This is a genomic window from Deinococcus sp. NW-56 (genome assembly GCF_002953415.1).
Taxonomy (GTDB): domain Bacteria; phylum Deinococcota; class Deinococci; order Deinococcales; family Deinococcaceae; genus Deinococcus.
In genome coordinates this window covers 861,165-880,073 of the sequence record NZ_CP026516.1, presented here as the reverse complement: position 1 = coordinate 880,073, position 18,909 = coordinate 861,165, and the positions used below count along the sequence as shown (strand labels likewise).

At 71.8% G+C, this 18,909-nt stretch carries 20 protein-coding genes; 10 read left to right on the top strand and 10 right to left on the bottom strand.

Annotated elements, in window-relative coordinates; genetic code table 11:
• Positions 1 to 18: 18 nt before the first annotated feature.
• Genes C3K08_RS18240 through C3K08_RS04480 form a run of 3 tightly spaced genes read right to left on the bottom strand, consistent with a single transcriptional unit; the run spans position 19 to position 1,431 of the window.
• On the bottom strand, positions 19 to 186 hold the full coding sequence (locus C3K08_RS18240) for a hypothetical protein (RefSeq protein ID WP_199776993.1): 168 nt from the start codon (positions 184 to 186) through the stop codon (positions 19 to 21).
• A 56-nt stretch (positions 187 to 242) separates the two neighbouring features.
• On the bottom strand, positions 243 to 866 hold the full coding sequence (locus C3K08_RS04485; protein WP_104991916.1) for a ComF family protein: 624 nt from the start codon (positions 864 to 866) through the stop codon (positions 243 to 245).
• A gap of 22 nt (positions 867 to 888) precedes the next feature.
• Positions 889 to 1,431 carry a hypothetical protein gene (locus C3K08_RS04480; protein ID WP_369848473.1) on the bottom strand — a complete coding sequence of 181 codons (543 nt, stop codon included), beginning with the start codon at positions 1,429 to 1,431 and terminating at the stop codon, positions 889 to 891.
• 339 nt (positions 1,432 to 1,770) lie between these two features.
• Here C3K08_RS04480 and C3K08_RS04475 point away from each other — a divergent pair, with 339 nt between their 5' ends.
• The gene (locus C3K08_RS04475; protein ID WP_104990213.1) at positions 1,771 to 2,064 is read left to right on the top strand and encodes a hypothetical protein; all 294 of its coding nucleotides are present in this window, start codon (positions 1,771 to 1,773) and stop codon (positions 2,062 to 2,064) included.
• Between the two features lie 17 nt (positions 2,065 to 2,081).
• Here the strand turns inward: C3K08_RS04475 and C3K08_RS04470 are convergent, their stop codons facing one another.
• Positions 2,082 to 2,486 (bottom strand): hypothetical protein, encoded by a 405-nt coding sequence (locus tag C3K08_RS04470; RefSeq protein WP_104990212.1) that lies wholly within the window; start codon positions 2,484 to 2,486, stop codon positions 2,082 to 2,084.
• 38 nt (positions 2,487 to 2,524) lie between these two features.
• Here C3K08_RS04470 and C3K08_RS04465 point away from each other — a divergent pair, with 38 nt between their 5' ends.
• The gene (locus C3K08_RS04465) at positions 2,525 to 3,634 is read left to right on the top strand and encodes an erythromycin esterase family protein (protein ID WP_104990211.1); all 1,110 of its coding nucleotides are present in this window, start codon (positions 2,525 to 2,527) and stop codon (positions 3,632 to 3,634) included.
• Here C3K08_RS04465 and C3K08_RS04460 read toward each other — a convergent pair.
• The 4 genes from C3K08_RS04460 to gatC form a co-directional block, all read right to left on the bottom strand.
• On the bottom strand, positions 3,612 to 5,540 hold the full coding sequence (locus C3K08_RS04460) for an endonuclease (RefSeq protein WP_104990210.1): 1,929 nt from the start codon (positions 5,538 to 5,540) through the stop codon (positions 3,612 to 3,614). The two genes, C3K08_RS04465 and C3K08_RS04460, sit on opposite strands and share 23 nt — an antisense overlap.
• 34 nt (positions 5,541 to 5,574) lie before the next feature.
• Positions 5,575 to 6,153 (bottom strand): hypothetical protein, encoded by a 579-nt coding sequence (locus C3K08_RS04455; protein WP_104990209.1) that lies wholly within the window; start codon positions 6,151 to 6,153, stop codon positions 5,575 to 5,577.
• Between the two features lie 400 nt (positions 6,154 to 6,553).
• The gene (gene serS, locus C3K08_RS04450) at positions 6,554 to 7,846 is read right to left on the bottom strand and encodes a serine--tRNA ligase (protein WP_104990208.1); all 1,293 of its coding nucleotides are present in this window, start codon (positions 7,844 to 7,846) and stop codon (positions 6,554 to 6,556) included.
• Positions 7,846 to 8,160: an Asp-tRNA(Asn)/Glu-tRNA(Gln) amidotransferase subunit GatC gene (gene gatC / locus C3K08_RS04445; RefSeq protein WP_104990207.1), complete on the bottom strand. Its 315-nt coding sequence runs from the start codon at positions 8,158 to 8,160 to the stop codon at positions 7,846 to 7,848. The genes serS and gatC overlap by 1 nt, the downstream gene beginning before the upstream one ends.
• 57 nt (positions 8,161 to 8,217) lie before the next feature.
• Here gatC and C3K08_RS04440 point away from each other — a divergent pair, with 57 nt between their 5' ends.
• The 6 genes from C3K08_RS04440 (at position 8,218) to C3K08_RS04415 (ending at position 13,317) form a co-directional block, all read left to right on the top strand.
• Positions 8,218 to 9,078: a protease complex subunit PrcB family protein gene (locus C3K08_RS04440; RefSeq protein ID WP_104990206.1), complete on the top strand. Its 861-nt coding sequence runs from the start codon at positions 8,218 to 8,220 to the stop codon at positions 9,076 to 9,078.
• A gap of 113 nt (positions 9,079 to 9,191) precedes the next feature.
• On the top strand, positions 9,192 to 10,412 hold the full coding sequence (locus C3K08_RS04435; protein WP_104991914.1) for a toxic anion resistance protein: 1,221 nt from the start codon (positions 9,192 to 9,194) through the stop codon (positions 10,410 to 10,412).
• On the top strand, positions 10,409 to 10,591 hold the full coding sequence (locus C3K08_RS04430) for a hypothetical protein (protein ID WP_104990205.1): 183 nt from the start codon (positions 10,409 to 10,411) through the stop codon (positions 10,589 to 10,591). The genes C3K08_RS04435 and C3K08_RS04430 overlap by 4 nt, the downstream gene beginning before the upstream one ends.
• Complete coding sequence (locus C3K08_RS04425) at positions 10,588 to 11,289, top strand: uridine kinase (protein ID WP_158679845.1); 702 nt, start codon at positions 10,588 to 10,590, stop codon at positions 11,287 to 11,289. The genes C3K08_RS04430 and C3K08_RS04425 overlap by 4 nt, the downstream gene beginning before the upstream one ends.
• A gap of 58 nt (positions 11,290 to 11,347) precedes the next feature.
• A complete protein-coding gene (locus C3K08_RS04420) occupies positions 11,348 to 12,004 on the top strand; it encodes a phosphoribosyltransferase (protein WP_104990204.1) in 657 nt (218 codons plus the stop codon).
• A gap of 2 nt (positions 12,005 to 12,006) precedes the next feature.
• Positions 12,007 to 13,317, top strand: coding sequence for an erythromycin esterase family protein (locus tag C3K08_RS04415; RefSeq protein WP_104990203.1), 1,311 nt, complete (start codon positions 12,007 to 12,009; stop codon positions 13,315 to 13,317).
• Between the two features lie 6 nt (positions 13,318 to 13,323).
• Here C3K08_RS04415 and C3K08_RS04410 read toward each other — a convergent pair whose 3' ends face one another.
• Together C3K08_RS04410 and C3K08_RS04405 are read right to left on the bottom strand one after the other, a co-directional pair.
• A complete protein-coding gene (locus C3K08_RS04410) occupies positions 13,324 to 13,890 on the bottom strand; it encodes a hypothetical protein (protein ID WP_104990202.1) in 567 nt (188 codons plus the stop codon).
• Positions 13,891 to 13,933: 43 nt separating this feature from the next.
• Positions 13,934 to 15,811, bottom strand: coding sequence for an ABC-F family ATP-binding cassette domain-containing protein (locus C3K08_RS04405; RefSeq protein WP_104990201.1), 1,878 nt, complete (start codon positions 15,809 to 15,811; stop codon positions 13,934 to 13,936).
• Between the two features lie 103 nt (positions 15,812 to 15,914).
• Here C3K08_RS04405 and C3K08_RS04400 point away from each other — a divergent pair, with 103 nt between their 5' ends.
• Both C3K08_RS04400 and C3K08_RS04395 read left to right on the top strand, forming a co-directional pair.
• Positions 15,915 to 17,438 carry a hypothetical protein gene (locus tag C3K08_RS04400; RefSeq protein WP_104990200.1) on the top strand — a complete coding sequence of 508 codons (1,524 nt, stop codon included), beginning with the start codon at positions 15,915 to 15,917 and terminating at the stop codon, positions 17,436 to 17,438.
• Entirely contained in the window at positions 17,422 to 18,903 is a 1,482-nt protein-coding gene (locus C3K08_RS04395) for a diguanylate cyclase (protein ID WP_104990199.1), read from the top strand. Before C3K08_RS04400 ends, C3K08_RS04395 begins: the two co-directional genes overlap by 17 nt.
• Positions 18,904 to 18,909 lie beyond the last annotated feature (6 nt).

Sequence of the window (18,909 nt, the reverse complement as noted above, 5' to 3'; positions counted from 1 at the left end):
CCGCGCCTGTGGGGAGGATCAGGAATCCTTCTTGTTCGTCTTGCCGCCGCCGCTCTCGCTGCCGTTGCGACGGCCGTCGCCGTTCTTGTCGTCGGCGCTGGGCTTGTTGCCGCCGGGGTTGCGCTTGCCCTGCCCCTTGCCGTCGTTGGAGTTGCTGTGGTCCTGCGGATCCGTGTTGCGGGTCATGCCCCAGGGTGAGGGGTCAGGGGGCTGGGCAGGTGAGGCGGACCTTGATCCTGGCCTCAGCGGGCGACGACCGCGAAATAGACCCGCCCCGCGCCCGCCGCGTGCAAGGCGTCGCGGCAGGCCAACAAGGTATGGCCAGTGGTCAGCACGTCATCCAGCAGAAGGACTGGGCCAGCCGGGAGCCGCCGCGTATCGGCCTGAAACGCCCCAGCAAGGTTGGCCCCACGCTCGGCCGCGTGCAGCCGGGCCTGCTGAGCCGTGGCACGGGTGCGGCGCAGGGCAGGGACGCAGGGAACGCCCAGCTCCGCGGCGACCGCCTGACCCAGCAACTCGGCCTGGTTGAAGCCCCGTTCACGCTCGCGGGAAGAATGGAGGGGGACGGGGACGACCGCCCGCACCCCCCACTCCGGCGGCACGCCCGCCGCCACCCTCTCCCCCAGCGCCCCCGCGAGGTCCCGTGCCCCGCCGAACTTCAGCGCCCGCACGGCCCGGCGGGAGACGCCCCGGTACGGCCCCAGGGTGACGAGGTGGGGGGTGGGCCGGGACGAGAGGGGCGAGTAAGTCTCCACGCGCGGCGTGAGCGTGGCGCGACAGGCCGGGCACAGCCCGCGCTCGCGGCCCAGTTGCGCCTCGCAGCCGGGGCAGGGGCGGGGCAGCAGCGCCCGCAGCAGGTCGCCCAGTCCCGTCACCCTGCCCTCCGCGTCATCCCGCCTGCCCTGACCGGGCAAGTTCGTCCACGAAGAGGGGCGGCGTGGTCGCCTCCACCCGCGCCCAGACGCCCGCGAGCGCGTCGGGGTCCAGCATGGGCGCGGCCAGGGTCAGGCAGCTCAGGTGGTGGGCGCACACCAGCCGCACGCCCGTCTCACCCAGCCGCTCGCGCTCCTCCGGGCTGAGCAGGTCGGCAAAGGCGTGGGGGTCGCCCAGCGCCGGATGCCCGCCCTGCCGCAGTGCCGCCCGCAGAAAGGCCGCCACTTCCGCCGGATTGAGCCAGAAGCCGAACATCAGCTCGCCGGAGAGGGCGTCGAGCTTCCCCATCCCCCCCGGCGGCAGTTCGCCGCGCACCAGCCGCCGGGCGAGGTCCTGCCGCTCGATCCGCCGCGCCGCGTAACCCGCCAGCGTGAGCACCTCCCCCGCCGGGGCCACCCGCCCCCCGACCGCCCGGCGCAGGCGGTGGGCCAGCACGTAGCCCTGGTACTCGCGCAGCATCTCCGGCACGCCGCCCGTCGCGGAATGGGGTGGGGTCACCGCGCCATTCTGCCGTCCCCCCTTCCCACCGGACCGTGAGCCAGACTGCGCCCCGGTTAGATGAATTCCGGCCCAACAGGGACTCCAACTGGTCCACCCGAGCGGACCCGTGGAGCAGAGAGGGAGTGGTCGAACCGGTGCCTCCCTGGTTCAACAACGGATTGGACGGCAACCAGAGGAAGCGACGGGACAAAGGCCACTCGCCCGCCCCCACCCCCCGCCGGTACCCTGGGGGGGTACCCCAGCGTCGTGGCCTCCCCCGGCCATCCGCCCCCGACCGCGTGACCCCACGCGGCGGGCGACTTCTCCCCCCCTTTTTCCCTGGAGTGTGATTTCACGATGCAGCTTGTCCGGCAGGCCCACCCCTTCGAATACCGCGACCACCACGGCGTCGACCGCCTGGGAAGCGCCGACCTGTGGCGCAGCCGGAGCGGAGATCGGGCGGTGCTGGTCCTGCGCGGCCTGCCCCCCGCCGAGGCCGAGGCCCACGGCGTGCGGGCGCTGCGGACGCTCGACACCACCCTGCTGCCCTACCTGCTGCGGCCCGACGTGCGGCTGAATGTCTTCGTGCTGCACCGGGAAGCGGATGGCACCGTCAAGGCGCGGGCGCTGGTGCTGCCGCTGAGCGCCTGACCCTGTTGCGGGCAGGGTCACTCCAGCACGTACTTCACGCCTTCCTCGAACAGCACCCGCTCCACCTCGGTGCGGGGCAGCACCACATTGCGTCGCCAGGGGACCCACTCGGTCTGCCCGGTCGAGGAGCGCAGGTAGCCGTGCAGGCCGACCTCCACGGTGCGGGCCTCGCCGTGCAGCCAGGCGGCGAGCACTGCCCGCAGCGCCTCTGGGTCGCGCAGGGGACCGGTCAGGCGGGCCGACGGCACCGGGGCGCCGGGCTCGTCGTGCCGGGCGTAAAGGTCCACTGTGAAGCCCTCGGCGGCGGCGAGCACCGCAAGCGCCTGCTCACGCGGGAGGGCGTGGGCAAAGGCGACGTGCAGGTCGAGGTCGAAGCCGCGCACGCCCTTGTCGGTGCGGCTGGAGGTGGGGGGGCGGGTCATGGGGGTAGGGTAGCGGGTCGGCGGCTAGGCTGGGCGCCATGTGCCCACTGCCCGGAAACTCCCCACCGCCCCTCTCCGCCCCGCTGAGCCGACTGGAGGGTGTGCAGGTGCTGGGCCTGGGGGAACCCACCCACGGCACCGCCGAAGCGTTCCAGTGGAAGGGTGAGGTCCTCCTGGCCCTGGCCCAGTCCGGGCGCCTGCGCGTCTTGGCCTGGGAATGCGGCTTTGCCACTGGCCGCCTGCTGGATGCAGCCCTGCGTGGGGAAGGCGACCTGGAAGCTGCCCTCCTTGCCCAGCGCTTCTGGACCTGGGAAACGCGGGAGATTCTGGCCGCGTTGACCGAACTGCGCGACTGGAACCTGTCTCAGCAGGGAGACCGGCAGGTCCGCTTCGTCGGAGTGGACGTGCAAGAGCCGTACCGGGGAGTCGCCGAACTTATCGCCGCCGGACACGCGCACCCTGCACTCGCCGGGCTGACCGCACGGGGCCGGGTGGAGGCTGGAAGTCAGGAGGCCCGCGAACTTTATGAAGTGCTGCGCGAGGTGGAGGCAGTCGAACCCCACCCAGAGCGCCGCCGCCTCGCCCGCAACGCCCGGCGCTATGTGGACGCCTACCTGCTGGAGGCGGGCTACACCCGCCTGGGCCTGCGCGACCGCTTCATGGCGCAGACGCTGCTGGAGGAGGGGCTGGAGAAAGGCGGCCTGACCGTCTTCTGGGCACACAACGAGCATGTGGCCGTCAATCCCGACTTCCACGGCTCGCCCGCCGCCGGATTCGTGCTGCGCGAACAGCTTGGCCCGGCGTACCTCGCGGTCGGGATGCTGATGGGGGAAGGCACCTTCCGAGCCCGCGACCACGACGCGCCGGGTCACCCGAAGCCGCTGGCCGACCTCCCGGTGGGACCACCCGCCGCTCACCACTCGGAAGCCCTCTTCATGGGGCGGGGGGATGGGCTGCACGACACCCGCGACCATCCCCACCCCGGCCCCCGGCGTTTTCTGGGCGGGCAGTATGGGCCAGACTGGGCGCGGCGGGAGCCGCAGGTCTTCGAGCTGGCCCGGCCCCTGTCCGACTTCGACCTGCTCGTGTTTCAGGAGCGGACCACTCCCGCGCAGCCCCTGCCCGCTACCGTCCCAGCCCCTCGCTGAAAGCCACCCCCGCCGCCCAGTCCGGGCAGTCGATCAGGGGGTTGCGGTTCCCCTGCCGCTCGAAGATGGCCGCGTTGCGGTGCCGCTCCCAGTCGCCGGGCGGGTCGGCGGCGTGCCACGCGAGCAGGGTCTGGAGGTGCCGCTCCGCGTATTGCCGCACCACGCCGGGGTAGCGCAGCAGGAAGTAGAGGGTCGCGCGGGCCGCCGCCCCCTTGCCGTGCGCGGGCTCGAACTCGCCGGGCTCGCGCCGCCCGCAGTCGCTGCGCAGGGCCTCGCCGTAGTCGGGAAAGTCGAAGTAGGGGGTATTGCCCCGGAACGAGTTGCAGTCCGGCTCACACGCGAAGAGGTGGTGCAGGTCCCCGCGCATGGGTTCACGTTTGCCGAACCACGACTGCGGCACCACATGCTCGCAGTTGTAGGGCAGCGCCCCTTCCAGCGCCTCCGTGTCCAGCCCCTCGCGGGCGGCCAGGGCCACACGGCGCTCCTGTGCGGCGCGGTCGGCGGCGATGAATTCCTCGGGTACATGCTCGCGGGCCGAGTAGAGGCTGCGCAGCTTCCCGTCCGGCCAGAGGTCCACCCAGGGGTAGAGTTCGTCGGCGGGGTCGTAGCCCACTGTGCGCGTGTGGGTGCCCGTCACCAGCTCGGAGAGGGCCTGAAAGCGGGCCTGGGGAGTGCCGCCCTCCGGCAGCCCGGCGTAGTACGCCGCTGCCTTCTCCGCATCCGCCGGGTCGAGGTACGGGCGGGAGGGGGCCGGAGCCGGGCGGCCTACCTCCCCGCCCCCCACCCGCAACCGCAGGGTGACGGGCACGGTCGCCACCCCGTCTGCCCCCACGGTCACGCTGCCGAGGTCGAGGACGGGGGCAGCCCCGGCGCTCTGCCGCTCGGTCGCCACGGAGGGCCGCTGGGCCGACAGCACGCCTGCCAGCAGGGGACTGGAGGCCCCCTCCGCCCGTGCCCGCAGGTCCTCCACGATGCGGCTGATTCGCACGCCCTCGTTGGCGATCCAGTCGATCAGGGTGTCCTGGTCGCCGGGCTGCACGGGCTGGCCGTCACGGCGCAGGGTGCGGCCCTGGGCATCCTTGCGCGGCACGCCGCTGTGGTGCAGGGCCACGACCTCCCAGGCGTCGTTGAACACGGGGCTGCCGCTCGACCCCGGCGCGGTGTCCGTCTCGTAGTGCAGGAAGTCGGGCAGCAGGTCCACGAGGCGGTTCTCGCGCAGGGCGATCTGCTTGGGCTCGCCGGAGGGGTGCTGGATGATGCTCAGCGCCTCGCCCACCAGCACCTTGCCCACGCTGCCGAAGAGGGGCAGCCACCCGAAGGCCGACGTGTCGCCCCCTACCGCGACGAGCGAATAGTCCAGCGCCTCCGAGGTCACGAAGAGGGTGTCTGGGTCAAGGTTCAGCGTCACCCGGTCGCGCAGGGTACCGTCGGGCCGCAGCTCGTAGTCGAACTCGACGGCGGCGGTACGGGCCGAGGCCGCGTCCTCCAGCACGTGGTGGTTGGTGAGCAGGGCACCGGGGCCGCATAGCCAGCCTGTCCCGTAGCCGCGCGTTCGGCCCCGGCTGTCACGCAGCACGATGCGCCCCACCGCCCGCGACGCCGCCCGCGCGAGGTCGAGGTAGGCGACGCCCACAAGGTCGTTGGCGCCCAGCACGCGCTCCAGCGGCAGCCGGGTGTCCTCGGGGAGCCGGGCGGCGACCGCCAGCCCATCGGCCTGCCCTTCCGCCACGGCCCGCGCCTCGGGGAGGGGCACGCCCAGGCGGGTCAGGCGGGCTTCCACCCGCGTCTCCGTGTCGGCGGCGAGGGGGCCACCCACGCTCAGCCGCTCCAAGGTCTGTGCCCGCTCGGGGTCCCGGCGGAGAAAGCGGGCCTGCGTCTGCTCCAGCAGCTCACGCGGAATGTCCATGCGGGCCAGGGTAACGGGTGCGGATGGGAGAGGCTCAGTCCTGCTGCCACCCGGCACGGACACCCGGTTCGTTCACGGCCGTACACCACGCCCGGTAGGGCAACCCGGCCGGGGTCGTCCAGCGGCTGAGCAGGCGGCCGGGAGTGGAGCGGAACCTTACCGGATCGCGGCTGTACTCGGCCAGTTCCTGTCTCTCGCAGACGGCAACGGCATTGGGGCTGAAGCGGCGCCCGGTCAGGGCCGTCAGGAACTCGGCGGCCACGCGGTGTCCCTGGGATGACAGCGGGTTGAGTTCGGTGCTGACGATGGGACCAGGCTGGGCGGCCAGGTACAGCCGCGCGTTGCTGACCCACCCGGCGGGCCGCACGCCGACATCCATTGTCCAGCCGTTCCGCAGGCGGTAGCGGCGGAGGGTGCCGTCGAATGCCCCCACCACATCGCGGGCGTTCTCCCGCACCTCCACCAGCTCGCACCCCTGTGCCCTGCAAAACGCCGTCTGGGCCACGTCTATCCGCTGGCCCAGCCAGGAGACTGGGGTGTCGACACCGCCCGCCAAAGTCCCGCCACCCAGCAACGCACCCAGCGCCAGTGCCGACCGCAAACACCCTTTCATGCCCGGCAAGCTATACAAAAAAGGGCCAGGCCACCTGACCTGACGCCGCCGTGATACAAGAAAAGAGGCGCAACCGGGGCCGAGAGGGCTTATCTCAGGGCTTGAGTCAGGGCCGCCAGCCCACTGAGGGCCGTGCCGAACGCCACGAGGATCGCGGCGAATTCAGCAGGCTTCAGTGATCTCCAGCGGGGTTTTTTGGTACGCTTGTGGTGTCGAGCCACAGCGACCACCCCCTTTCCGAAGCGCCCGGAGGACGAGTCCGGGCGCTTCCACGCTCCGTCTCGTTGTTCCCCCTCGCTTTCCCCGGTTGTCATGCGCCCCGTCCCTTTCGGGACCCTGCGATGGTACTCGAAGGCTGGGGCTTTCCGCAGAGGAGGCCCCGGCTCGCGGCTCCTTCCGTTTACGCCGTCGCCAGTTCCCGCACGGGGACGCCCAGCACCTCACGCCCGCCGAGGTAGGGGCGCAGGGCGGCGGGCACGCGCACCGTGCCATCAGCCTGCTGGTGGTTTTCGAGCAGGGGCACGAGGATGCGCGGCGAGGCGATGCCGGTGTTGTTCAGCGTGTGGGCGTACACCAGCCGTCCCGACTCGTCGCGGTAGCGCAGGCCGGTGCGGCGGGCCTGCCAGTCGCCCAGGTACGAGCAGGAGTGCGTCTCGCGGTACTTTTCCTCGCTGGGCACCCAGGTTTCGAGGTCGTACATCAGCACCTTGCCCGCGCCCATGTCGCCCGTGCAGTTCTGCACGACCCGGTAGGGCAGCTCCAGCGCCCGCAACAGCGCTTCGGCGTTTTCCAGGATGGTGCGGAACCAGCCCAGCGCCTCTTCCTCGTCGGCCCGCGTCAGCACGTACTGTTCGACCTTGCGGAACTCGTGGACCCGGATCAGGCCGCGCACGTCGCGCCCCGCCGAGCCCGCCTCCGAGCGGAAGGCGGCGCTGATCGCGGCGTAGGCGAGGGGAAGCTGCTCGGCGGAAAGCTGCTCGCCCGCGTACAGGCTGTTCACGGGCACCTCGGCGGTTCCGGCCAGCATCAGCTCGTCGCCTTCCACCTTGTACACCTGGTCCTCGCCGCCGGGGAAGTGGCCCGACCCCACGAAGGTCTCCGGGCGCACCAGCGCGGTGGTCGAGAGGGGCGTCAGGCCGCGCCCGCGCAGGAAGTCCACGGCGAACATCAACACGGCCATCTCCAGCATCACCGCGTCGCCCTTGAGGAGGTACGAGCGGCTGCCCGACACCCGCGCCACCCGCTCGGGGTCGCTCCAGCCCTGACGCTCCAGCAATTCAACGTGGTCCAGCGGCGTGAAGGCGAACTCGGGCAGTTGCCCCTCGCGGCGCAGTTCCACGTTGTCCGAGTCGTCCTTGCCCACCGGGACCGACGGGTGGGGGATGTTGGGCACCCGCAGCAGCAGCCCGCGCAGCCGCTCCTCGGCGCTGCGCAGCTCGGGTTCCAGGGCCTTGAGTTCTTCGCCGAGGTCCTTGCCCTTCTGAATCAGGGCCGGGCGCTCGTCGGGGGACGCTTTGGGGACCAGCTTGGCGTTCGCGTTGCGCTCGGTCTGGAGGGCCTCCACGCGCTGACGCGAGGCGACCACCTCCCGGTCGAGGTTCAGCAGCTCGTCCAGGTCCAGGTCTATTCCTTTGACTTTGGTGGCGTGGCGAACGGCTTCGGGGTTTTCGCGGATGAATTTGAGGTCCAACATCAGTCGGTCTCCACTGTACGCGGCACGCGGATGAATCCACCCTCCATCTCGGGAGCGAGGGCCGCCACGACCTCGGGCGCGAAGACCTCACCGGGCACGTCGTCGCGCAGGACGTTGACGAGGGAGACGGGGCGCTGCATCTCCTCCACCCCGGTGGTGTCCACCGTGCGGAGCTGCTCGAAGTACCCCAGGATGCGGCCGAGGTCGCTGCGCAGGGCGCCCTGCTCCTGCGGGGTGAGGTCCAGCCGCGCGAGGCGGGCGAGGTGTTCGACCTCCCGCACGTCCAGCGGCGCCGAGCTGACGGGATCAATCATGAACGGGAGTATACGGGCGCTCATGCACGGTCAGCGCCCGCGGGAGAGGCTGGGGGCATGACCCGGACCTTCTTCCTGACCCTGGCCCTGGGCGCGGGCACCCTCGCCGCCGCGCAGGGCGTCAACGCCATTCCCGCCACGCCGCTGAGCGCTCCCAGCCAGACGACCCCGGTGCAGACCACGCCGCCGCGCGCGGCCACCTATCCGTCGGGCTACACGGCCGCCCAGCTTCAAGCGGCGGCGGCGGCGCTCCAGGGGCTGCCCGGCCTGACCGCGCTGGAACTCGACCCGGCCCAGGGCCGCCTGCGCGTGACGGTGGGCACCGCCGTGCAGCGGGTCGCCGTCCTGCAACGGCTGACCCAGGCGGGGCTGCCCACGGGCGTGGTGACGTTCACGGCGAACGCGACGGGCGGTGCGACTGGCACGGTGACCGAGACGCCGATCACGCCTTCTCCCACGCCGACGACCCCCGCTCCCGTGACGCCTCCCACCGCCGCAGGCCGCGTGACCGTCACCGAACTCGCCAGCGGCACCAACGCCGCCGCATTCACTCCCGCCGTGCAGGTCGCCAGCACCCAGGCGGGCCTGAACGCCCTGTACCGGGTCGCCTACGGCAACCAGACGGGCGTCCCCGCCGCCCCCGCCCTACGCTCCGGCGAAACTGTGGTCGCCGTCTTCCTGGGACAGCGGCCCACCGGGGGCTACGGCATCCGGGTGACCGGGGCCAGCGTGCAGAACGGAACCCTGACCCTGACGGTGGAGGTCCGGGCGCCCGGCGAGGGCAGCATCACCACCCAGGCCATCACCAGCCCCTGGACACTGGTGCGGGTGCCGGGGACCTTTACCCGCGTGCAGCTTGTGGATGCGGCGGGCCGCCCCGTTCAACTCGGGAGCGGGGCGGGCGACCAGACCCGCTGACCTCCCCCCTCCTCCCCGACCCCACCCGCTCCGGCCGGTGGGGTTTTGGCTTGCTGCCCCCTCCGCCTTTCGCCCGATGCAACCTCGCCCGCTCCTGTGCCGTACTGATGGGCATGAGTGCTGACAAGCCCGGCCCCCTGACTCCGCCCGACGCCCTGCTGCAAGCGCCCGAGGCGGTGGCCCCGGTAAAGGCGCAGGAAGCCCCGGACATGGTGCCCCTCTCGCCCGAGGACCGCACCCGGCTCGACGCGATGGCGCGGGCCTTTGTGGAGGACGTGCTGCACGCCGGAACGCACAGCCCCGACTTCAAGCGCAAGCTCGACGCGGTGCATGACCTCGGCGTGCCGGAGCAGCGGGCGGCGGCGCAGGTGTCCAGCCGGATGCTGGAGCGGCCCCTGCGGGCGACCAAGGCAGGCTCGCTCGCCGAGGGCAGCGACATCCTGAAGGGCCTGACCGACCTGCGGCGCACGGTGGAAGACCTCGACCCCGGCCGCACGCCCACCGCGCGGGGCTTCCTGCGTAAGCTGCCGGGTGGGCGCAAGGCCGTGAACGCGATGGACCGCTACCAGAGCGCCCAGAGCCACCTCAACGCGATTCTGGAGACGCTCTACCGCTCGCAGGACGAGCTGCGGCGCGACAACGCCAGCATCGAGACGGAGAAGGTCCACCTCTGGGAAACCATGCAGAAGCTGCGCCAGTACGCCCACGTGGGGACGGCGGTGGACGAGGCGCTCACCGTGCGGCTGCACACGTTGGAGCAGACTGACCCCGAAAAGGCCCGCGTGGTGCGCGAGGAACTGCTGTTCGCGGTGCGCCAGCGCGTGACCGACCTGCTGACCCAGCTCGCGGTGGCGATTCAGGGGTACCTCGCCCTCGACCTCGTGCGGCGCAACAACCTCGAACTCATCAAGGGGGTGGACCGGGCGACCACCACGACGGTGAGTGCCCTGCGGACCGCCATCATGGTCGCGCAGGCGCTGGGCACCCAGCAGGCGGTGCTGGGGCAGGTCACCGCGATCAACGACACCACCGGCAAGATGATCGGCTCGACCGCCAGCCTGCTGCGCCAGCAGTCCACCGAGATTCAGCGGCAGGCGGGCAGCGCGACGGTGGACCCGCAGATCATCCAGCAGGCCTTCCGCGAGGTGTACGGGGCGCTCGACGCCATCAGCACCTACCGTACCCAGGCCCTCGACCGCTTCAAGGACACCATTCAGGTGCTGGGGCGCGAGGTCTCGCAGGCGCAGACCTACCTCGACCGCGAACGCCAGACCGCCGCGCGGGACGTGGCGCAGGGGCTGAACGTGACGGAGAGGGGTGACCTGAAGTTGTGAGGGACCGCTGGAAGCTTGCCCTGGTCCTGCTGGTCTTGATTCTCGGCATCGTGAGGGCCTCGGAAACGTTCAACGACTGGCAGGCGGGCGAGTCCTGGGTCTTCAATGCGGTGCTGAGCGTGGTGTACCTGATCGGAGCTGGAGTAATGATCTGGCGTGAAAGCCGTGGGCGGGGGTGAACATCCGCACCGAACTGCTGCGCCGTCTGGCTGACCGCTTGGAAGCCCAGCCCCCCGCCCCCGTCCTGCGCGTGGCCGTGGACGGCGTGGACGGCGCGGGCAAGACGACCTTCGCGGACGAGCTGGCCGAAGTTCTGCAGGCGAGAGGCCAAACCGTCATTCGAGCCTCGATAGACGGCTTTCACGTTCCCAGGGCCGTGCGCTACCGCCGGGGGCGCACCTCGCCGTGGGGGTTCTACCGGGATTCTTATGATCTCGCGGGCTTGCGGTCGGCGCTGCTGGACCCGCTGGGGCCGGGTGGGTCGGGGCGCTACCGAACGGCGATCTTCGACCGCACCACCGACTCACCCGTGCATCAATCGGAGGAGGTCGCCCCTCCCGGCAGCCTCCTGATTCTCGACGGCCTCTTTCTGCATCGCCCGGAACTGCGGGACGTGTCGGACGATTCTATTTTCCTGCACGTCCCCTTCGAGGTGTCGGTGCCGCGTGGGGGGGCGCGGGGGTCGGGGTACGGCTCGCCCGACCCGCACGCGGAGTCCAACCGGCGCTACGTGGAGGGGAATCGCCTGTATTTCCGCGAGGCCGACCCAGAGCGGCACGCGGGCGTAGTGGTGGACAATGCCGACCTCGCCGCACCCTTTGTCGTGCGGCTCTCACCTGTGGGCGCCCCGCGTGAGTCCACTTCCACAGCCGGGTAAAGCGAGTTGGGGTAGCCGCGCGGGGCAGGACCAACCCAGAATCGGGGCGAGGTCCGACATGTCCTATCCCCCTTTCCTGAACCGCCGGGACGCGGGCGAGCACCTCGCCGCCCGGTTGCGCGAGCGGGGTGCCTGGCCGAACACCACCGTTCTGGCCCTCCCACGTGGGGGCGTGCCCGTGGGTGCGGAGGTGGCGCGGGCACTCGGATCCCCGCTCGACGTGTTTCTGGTCCGCAAATTGGGCGTGCCCGGCTACGAGGAAGTGGCGATGGGCGCGGTCGCCTCCGGGGGCGTGCGCTACCTGAATGGCGACCTGATTCGCCGCGCGGGGGTCAGGCCGGACGCGATTGAAGCGGTGGAGGCCCGCGAACGCGCCGAACTCGCCCGGCGGGAGCAGGTGTACCGGGAGGGCCGCACCCCTGCCCCTATTGCCGGGCGCACCGTCCTCCTTGTGGACGACGGCATCGCGACTGGTGCAACGCTGCGGGCGGGGTTGCAGGCGCTGCGTGCCCTCTCCCCCGCCCGCGTCGTCGTCGCCGTCCCCGTCGCCCCACCCGAGACCGCCCGCGCCCTAGAAGTCGAGGCCGACGAGGTGGTCTGCCTCCATACCCCGCCCGACTTCATGGCGGTGGGGCAGTTCTACCGCGACTTCGCCCAGACGACCGACGACGAGGTGCGCGAGGCCCTGACCCGCGCCGCCCGCCCCCAGGAGTGACCATGACCGACCCCCTCCAGACCGCCGCCCGGCCGCTGACCGGCGCCTCCCACGACTACGACGCCCTGCTGGAGCGCATCGGGGAGGCCCGCTTCGTCCTGATCGGGGAAGCCTCGCACGGCACCCACGAGTTCTACCGCGAGCGGGCGCGGCTGACCCGGCGCCTGATCGAGGAGAAGGGCTTTACCGCCGTCGCCGTCGAAGCCGACTGGCCCGACGCCTACCGAGTCAACCGCTGGGTGCGCGGCCAGGGGGAAGACGGCGACGCGATAGAGGCCCTGAGCGACTTTTCCCGCTTTCCCCGCTGGATGTGGCGCAACGAGGACGTGGCTGAGTTCGCCCGCTGGCTGCGGGACTTTGGCGCACGGCAGCCGGGGCGGGAGGCGGGCTTTTATGGCCTCGACCTCTACAGCCTGCACCGCTCGGTCTCGGAGGTGGTGCGTTATCTGGAAGGGGTAGACCCCGAGGCGGCGGGCCGCGCCCGGAAGCGCTACGCCTGCTTCGACCACTTCGGGGACAACCCGCAGGCCTACGGGTACGCGGCCGAGTCCGGCCGCCAGGAACCGTGCGAGGACGCCGCCGTCGCGCAACTGCTCGAACTCCAGCGCCGCGAGCCGGACCCCGCCCACGGGCCGCTGGGGGGCGACGAACTCTTCTACGCCGAGCAGAACGCCCGCCTCGCCAAGAACGCCGAGAGCTATTACCGTTCCATGTTCCGGGGCCGCGAGGAATCGTGGAACATCCGCGACTCGCACATGGCCGAGACGCTGGCCGCGCTGGTCGACCACGGCGAGGCGCAGGGTCGGCCGCAGAAGGTCGTGGTCTGGGCACACAACTCGCACCTGGGGGACGCCCGCGCGAGCGAGATGGGGTGGGCACGGGGCGAGCACAACCTCGGGCAGCTCGTGCGCGAGCGCTGGCCCCTGGACACCTTTATCCTCGGGCAGACCACCCACCACGGGAGCGTGACCGCCTCGGACGACTGGGACGAACCCGCACGGCTCAAGCGGGTGCGGCCCGGCATGAAGGGCAGCCTGGAAGAGCGGCTGCACGCGGTCGGCGGCGACTTCTGGCTGGACCTGCGGGCGGCGGAGGTGGCCGACGTGCTGGACGAGGAGCAACTTCAGCGCTTCATCGGCGTGATCTACCGCCCCGAGACCGAGCGCTGGAGCCACTATGTCCACACCCGCCCGGCGCACATGTACGACGCCCTGCTGCACTTCGACCGGACGACGGCGCTGGTGCCGCTGGACACGACCTCCGGGGTGGAGGAGGAAGGGGAAGTGCCGGACACGTACCCGGCGGGGTTGTGAAGGCCGTCAGGGACGGGGCTGGCCGTTCCAGAGCGTCTTGAGTTTCCCGGTGACGAGGTTCAGGCTGGGGCCTTTTCCCTGGGGGTTTCGCAACGCCAGATGTACGTCTTCGCCGTAGAAGGTGAATTTGGGCGTGTAACCCCAGCTCAGGAAGGGACCGTCCATCGACTGGCAGCGCGGGCAGGCGTCCGGGGCGGGAACCACATCGGAGAACTTGAGGTCCGCCGTCACCTTGCCTTGCAGGTCATAGATCACCACGGCGTGCTTCGGGCTGCCGGAGCCCGCCCAGTTGTCGAGCGTGACCACCTGTCCGCGCGGGCTGATCAGGACGCGGCTCGGGATGTTCACGAGCTTGCGCTTCCAGAGGGTTCTCAGGGTGCCGTCAGGCTGCAACACGAACAGTTCGCCCCAGCTCTCCCGCGCACTGGCGTTGGCGTCATTTACTCCATGCGGCAGGAATTTGAAGCCGTAGCTCCCAAAGTCCGAGCCGATCAGCAGCGGGCGCGGGGGCACGTAGGAATTGGCCCCCGCGCTCACGGCGAGTGCCAGAAGAAGGGAGGCGAGACGCTTCATGGCCGCAGTGTGGGGGGCACAGGTGAAAGCAACCTGACGAGTCTCAACCCCCCCGCGCCTCCACCTCCGCCTGCTTCTCGCCCCAGGCGGTCATCTTCGCTTCCAGACGCACTTCGAGGTCGTGCGCGGCCTGACCCAGCGCCACGAAATCGGCGTCGGGAGGGGCGGCGGCGAGGGCGGCCTGGGCCTCCTCCAGCTCGGCCTCCAGCCGGGCAATCTCAGCTTCCAGCGCCTCGACCTCGCGCTTGAGGTGCCACAGGCCCTTGCCCTTCGGAGCGGGTGCAGACACTGGCTTTGACGTGGGCCTGACTTCCTCCACCACAGCGGGTCGGTGCTTCTCGCGGTAGTCGGCCCAGCCGGGGTACTCGTAGAACACGCCGTCCTCGATCAGCCAGATGCGGTCGGCCAGGCCCTCGATAAAGGCGCGGTCGTGGCTCACCATGAGCAGGGTGCCGGAGTAGGCGCTCAGGGCGTCCTCCAGCGCCTCCACCATCTCCATGTCGAGGTGATTGGTCGGCTCGTCGAGGACGAGGAGGTTGTGGTCTTCCTGCGCGAGCTTCAAGAGCGCCAGCCGCGCCCGCTCGCCGCCCGAGAGAATGCGGGCCTGCTTGTCGTGCTGGTCGTAGGGAAAAAGAAAGGTGCCCAGCAGGTTGTGGGCCTCGAAGTCCTTTTGCACGTACTCGCGGGCCACGTCGTAGAGGGTCTGGGAGGGGTCCACCCCGCGCAGGGCCTGGTCGTAGTAGCCCACGCTGACGCGGGCACCCGTCAGCACCCGCCCGCGCGGGTCGTCGGAGGGGTCCATGCCCAGCAAGGCCCGCAGCAGGGTCGTCTTCCCCGCCCCGTTGCGCCCGATGATCGCCACCCGGTCGCCCCGGCGCAGTTGCACGTTCACGTCCTCGAACAGGGTGCGCCCCCCCAGACGGCGGGTGAGGTGCCGGGCGTCGAGCACCACGTCGCCGCTCTCGGGCGCGTGAAAGGTGATGCGGGTGGTGCGTTCCTCCGGGGGTGGGGCGCTCGTGGCACGGGCCTGCATCCGGTCCACGCGGGCCTGCATCGCCTTCGCGCGGCGGGCGAGCTTGCTCATGCCCAGGCCCCAGATCTTCATGCGGTCGGCGCTGGCCTGGAGAGAGGCGATCTGCCGGGCGTCCTGCGCGTGCTGCGCGGCCTGCTGCTCCTGTTCGGCGGCCAGCGTCTCGCGGAAGGTCGTGTACCCGCCCTTGTAGACGCTCAGCCCGCCGCCGCGCAGGTAGGCGGTCTCGTTCGTCACGGCGTCCAGGAAGGCGCGGTCGTGGCTGATCACCAGCACGGCGCCGGGATAGCGCGAGAGGAAGCCCTCCAGCCACTCCACCATCACGATGTCGAGGTGGTTGGTGGGCTCGTCGAGGAGCAGCACGTCGGGGTTTTCCACCAGCAGGGCGGCGAGGCCTAGGCGGGTGCGCTCGCCGCCGGAGAGCCCGGCGACCGGGTCGTGCTCGCGGCCCCGGAAGCCGAAGGCCAGCGTCACCGCCTCCTTGCGGCTGCGGCGCTCGAAGCCGCCCCGGCGGACGTAGTGCTCCAGCACGGCCTCGTGGTGCAGGACGCTCTCGGGGGTGCCGCTCGCCATCGCCTCCGCCGCCTGACTCAGCTCGGCCTCCAGCGCGTCGAGGTCATGAAAGGCCGCCTCCAGCACGCTATCCACGGTCGCGCCCCCAGGAAAGGTGGGGTCCTGCCGCAAGGCCCGCGCCCGCACCCCTGGCGCCCGACGCACGGTGCCGCCGTCGGGCTTCAACTCGCCCGTCAGCAGGCGCAGCAGGGTGCTCTTGCCCGCCCCATTGCGGCCCACCAGCCCCACCCGGTCGCCGGGCTGCACGGCGAAGGTGATGTCCGACAGCACAGTGAGGGGGCCGTATTCCTTGGTGGCGTCCTGCAAGGCGACAAGCACGGCGGGCAGTATAGGGCGCCCTGTGAGTGCAGCTCTTCTCCGGTTGCCGTCTTCGTGGTGTTTTGCCGGGTGCCGGGCGGAAGCGACCCGGTAGACTGGCCGGGTGAGTCTGCCACCCGTGCCCCGCCCCTCCCTGCCCCTCCGCACGGCCCTGCTCGCGGCGCTGCTGGGACCGGCGGCGGACGCGGCCTCCGGCCCATCCCCCCTCGTCAAAGCCGAGCAGCTTCAAGGGCGGGCCGAAGCGCTGACGGGGGGGCGCTGGGTGTCCCTGCGAGTACCCGCGACCGTCACGGCGGGCCTGCGGACGGGGGGCGACGGGCTGGTCTGGACCACCATTCGCAATGGCACGACGGGGAAACTCCTCCTCGGCCCGGCCTCGCGGCTGCGGGTGGCGGGCGGGCGGGCCGAGCTTCAGGAAGGCCGGTTTCTGCTACTGGGACCGCTGAGCCTGACTGCGCTGGGGCAGCCCCTCACGCTGGACGCCGGGGCGCAGGTGCGGGCCGACCTGGGTGTGGGGGGCCTCAAGCGGGTCGCGGTTCTGGCGGGCGGAGCACGAGTGACGGTCGCGGGCAAGGCCACGCGGCTAAAGGCCGGGCAGGCTGTCGCGCTGGGCACCGGCCGGGTGACCGCCTTCCGCGAGGAGGAGGGTCCGTGGTACGCCCCCCGGCTGACGGGCACCGGGAGAGCCAGCGTGCAGGCCACGCGCGGGCCGGTGTACGTCACGGCGGGCGGCACGCGCACGGTCGCGCGGGTGGGGGCGACCCTGGACCCCGGCACCCGCCTGAGCACCGGCGTGGGCGCCTGGGCAGAGGTGGGCTTTCTAGGAGGCGGCTACCTGCGACTTCAGGAGAACAGTGAACTGACGGCCACGGCGGGGCCGGAGTCCGGTACGACCAGCCTGGGCCTGCTGCGGGGGCAAGCCTGGAACGTGGTTCGCAGCGGGGCGGGGCAGCCCGCGCTGGTGGGGAGTGGACTGCGGGGCAGCGCCTTTGCCGTGGAGGTCGCGGGCCTGCGCAAGACCTTCGGGGTATTCGCGGCGCCGACGGGGAGCGGGGCGACCCCCCTGCCCAACCCGGCACTGGACGCGCAGGTGTTGGCGCCCCTTGTCCTGCGGCTGGACCCGGTGAGCAGCCCCACGCGGTCCCTCTCCCTGGGGGTCACCACCCAGCCGGGGGCGACGGTAAGCGCCCTGGTGGGGAGCCGGGTGCTGGCGCTGTCCCCCGTGGCCGGGCAGCCGGGCCGCTTCCGGCTCGCCGGGGCGAGTCTCCCCGAGGGCGAGGCGCGGGTGGAGGTCCGGGCCGACTGGCGCGGACAGCGGCGCACCCGGCGGGTGACGGTTGTCGTGGACCGCACGCCCCCCTCCCTGACCGGGCTGCGGGCCGAGCGAGAGGGGAGGCTGCTGCGCGTGACCGGCACCCTGCGCGACCTCGGCACCGCCCAGAGCCGCGCCGGACGCCTCACGCTCACGCTGCGGCTGGGCACCGAGACCCAGACCCGCCGGGTGGCCGTGGGGCCGGACGGGGTGGCCGTGCTGGACCTCCCCCTCCCCGCCCCACCGGACGGCACCCCGGTGCGGGTCACCGTGCGCGACGAGGCCGGAAACGAGGCGTATGCGGTCCTTCCCTGAGCGCGGCCGGGGGGGCGGGGAACGGCCCCTCTCCCGGCTGACGGTGCCCGCCGCCGCCCTGCTGGGGCTGGGGGTGGGGCTGCTCTTTCCGCAGAATGGGCGGCTGTGGGACAGCCTCAACCGTGCCCTCCCCGCGCCCCCGGACGGGCGGGTGGTGGTCGTGGGGGTGGACGACACGTCGCTGCGCGACTATGGCCCGCCCACCGTGTGGCCTCCCGAGCTGTATGCGCAGGCCCTGAACACGCTGGATCAGGCCGGGGTGCAGACGGTGGGCCTGGACCCCCGGCTCTCGGCGCTGGCGCGGACGCCGGACCTCGCCTGGGTGTTCGCCCGGCCCAACGTGGTGCTGTCGAGCACGCCCGGCGAGCCGCTCGCACCCCTGGAAGGCCAGCGCCTTCCTACCGGCGTGGTGACCCTGGACCCCGACACGCGGGGCATGGTACGGCGCTTCCGAACGGCCCTCCCCGACCCTTCAGGCGAGCTGCAACCCAGCTTCTCGCGCCAGCTCGCCGTCAGTGCGGGGCAGACGGTGCCGCTCGACCCCCAGCCCCGGCTGCTGCGGCAGTTCCGGCGCGACGCCAGCCGCCTGGCCGCCATCCCCTTCCGCGACGTGGTGAACGGCAATGTGCGCTTCGGGGACCTGCAGGGGCGGGTGGTGATCCTGGGTGTGACGGCCGCCAGCGAGCCGGACACCACCCTGCTCGACCCGGCCGGGCAACCTACCCCGGTGCCCGTGCTGCAGGCCCAGGCGGTGTCCACCCTGCTCGCACCCCCGCCCACCCTGCTGCCGGGCTGGCTGGTCGCCCTGCTCGCGGTCGCGGCGGCGGCGCTGGCGGCGTGGCTGGGCGGGCTGTGGGGCTTTGGGCTGGCGCTGGGTACGCTGGGGCTGGCGGCCCCGCTGTGGTTGGTGAACCTGTGGTTCCCCGGCGTGACCGTCTCGGTCGCCGCGATTCTGGGTATGGCGCTCGTCGCGCTGGAACGCTGGTGGACCCTGCGGACGCTGGGCACCCGCGACCCCCTGACCGGGATGGGCAACCGCCTCGCCTTTACCCGCGCCGTCGAGCACCGCTGGCCGGGCCGCGCCGGGCGCCCACTGGGGCTGCTGCTGGTGGACCTCAGCGGGTTCCGGGCCGTGAACGAGAAGTACGGGCGCGGCGCGGGGGACGAGGTGCTGCGGGACCTCGCTGCCCGCCTGCAGGCCCAGAAGCGCCGGGGCGACCTCGTCTTCCGCTGGGGACCGGACGAGTTCGCCGTGCTGCTCGACAACGTCGGCCCCGCCGAGATCGGGGGCCTCTCGGACAACCTGATCGCCTCGCTGGACGGCCTGAGCTACCGCGACCTGCCCCTGCGGGCCTCGGTGGGGGCGGCGACCACCAGCCCGGACACCTCTGGCCCCGCCGACCTGCTGGAAGCGGCCAGCCGCAGCCGCTACCGGATGAAGTACGGGCAGGCGCAGCGGGAGTAGCCCCAG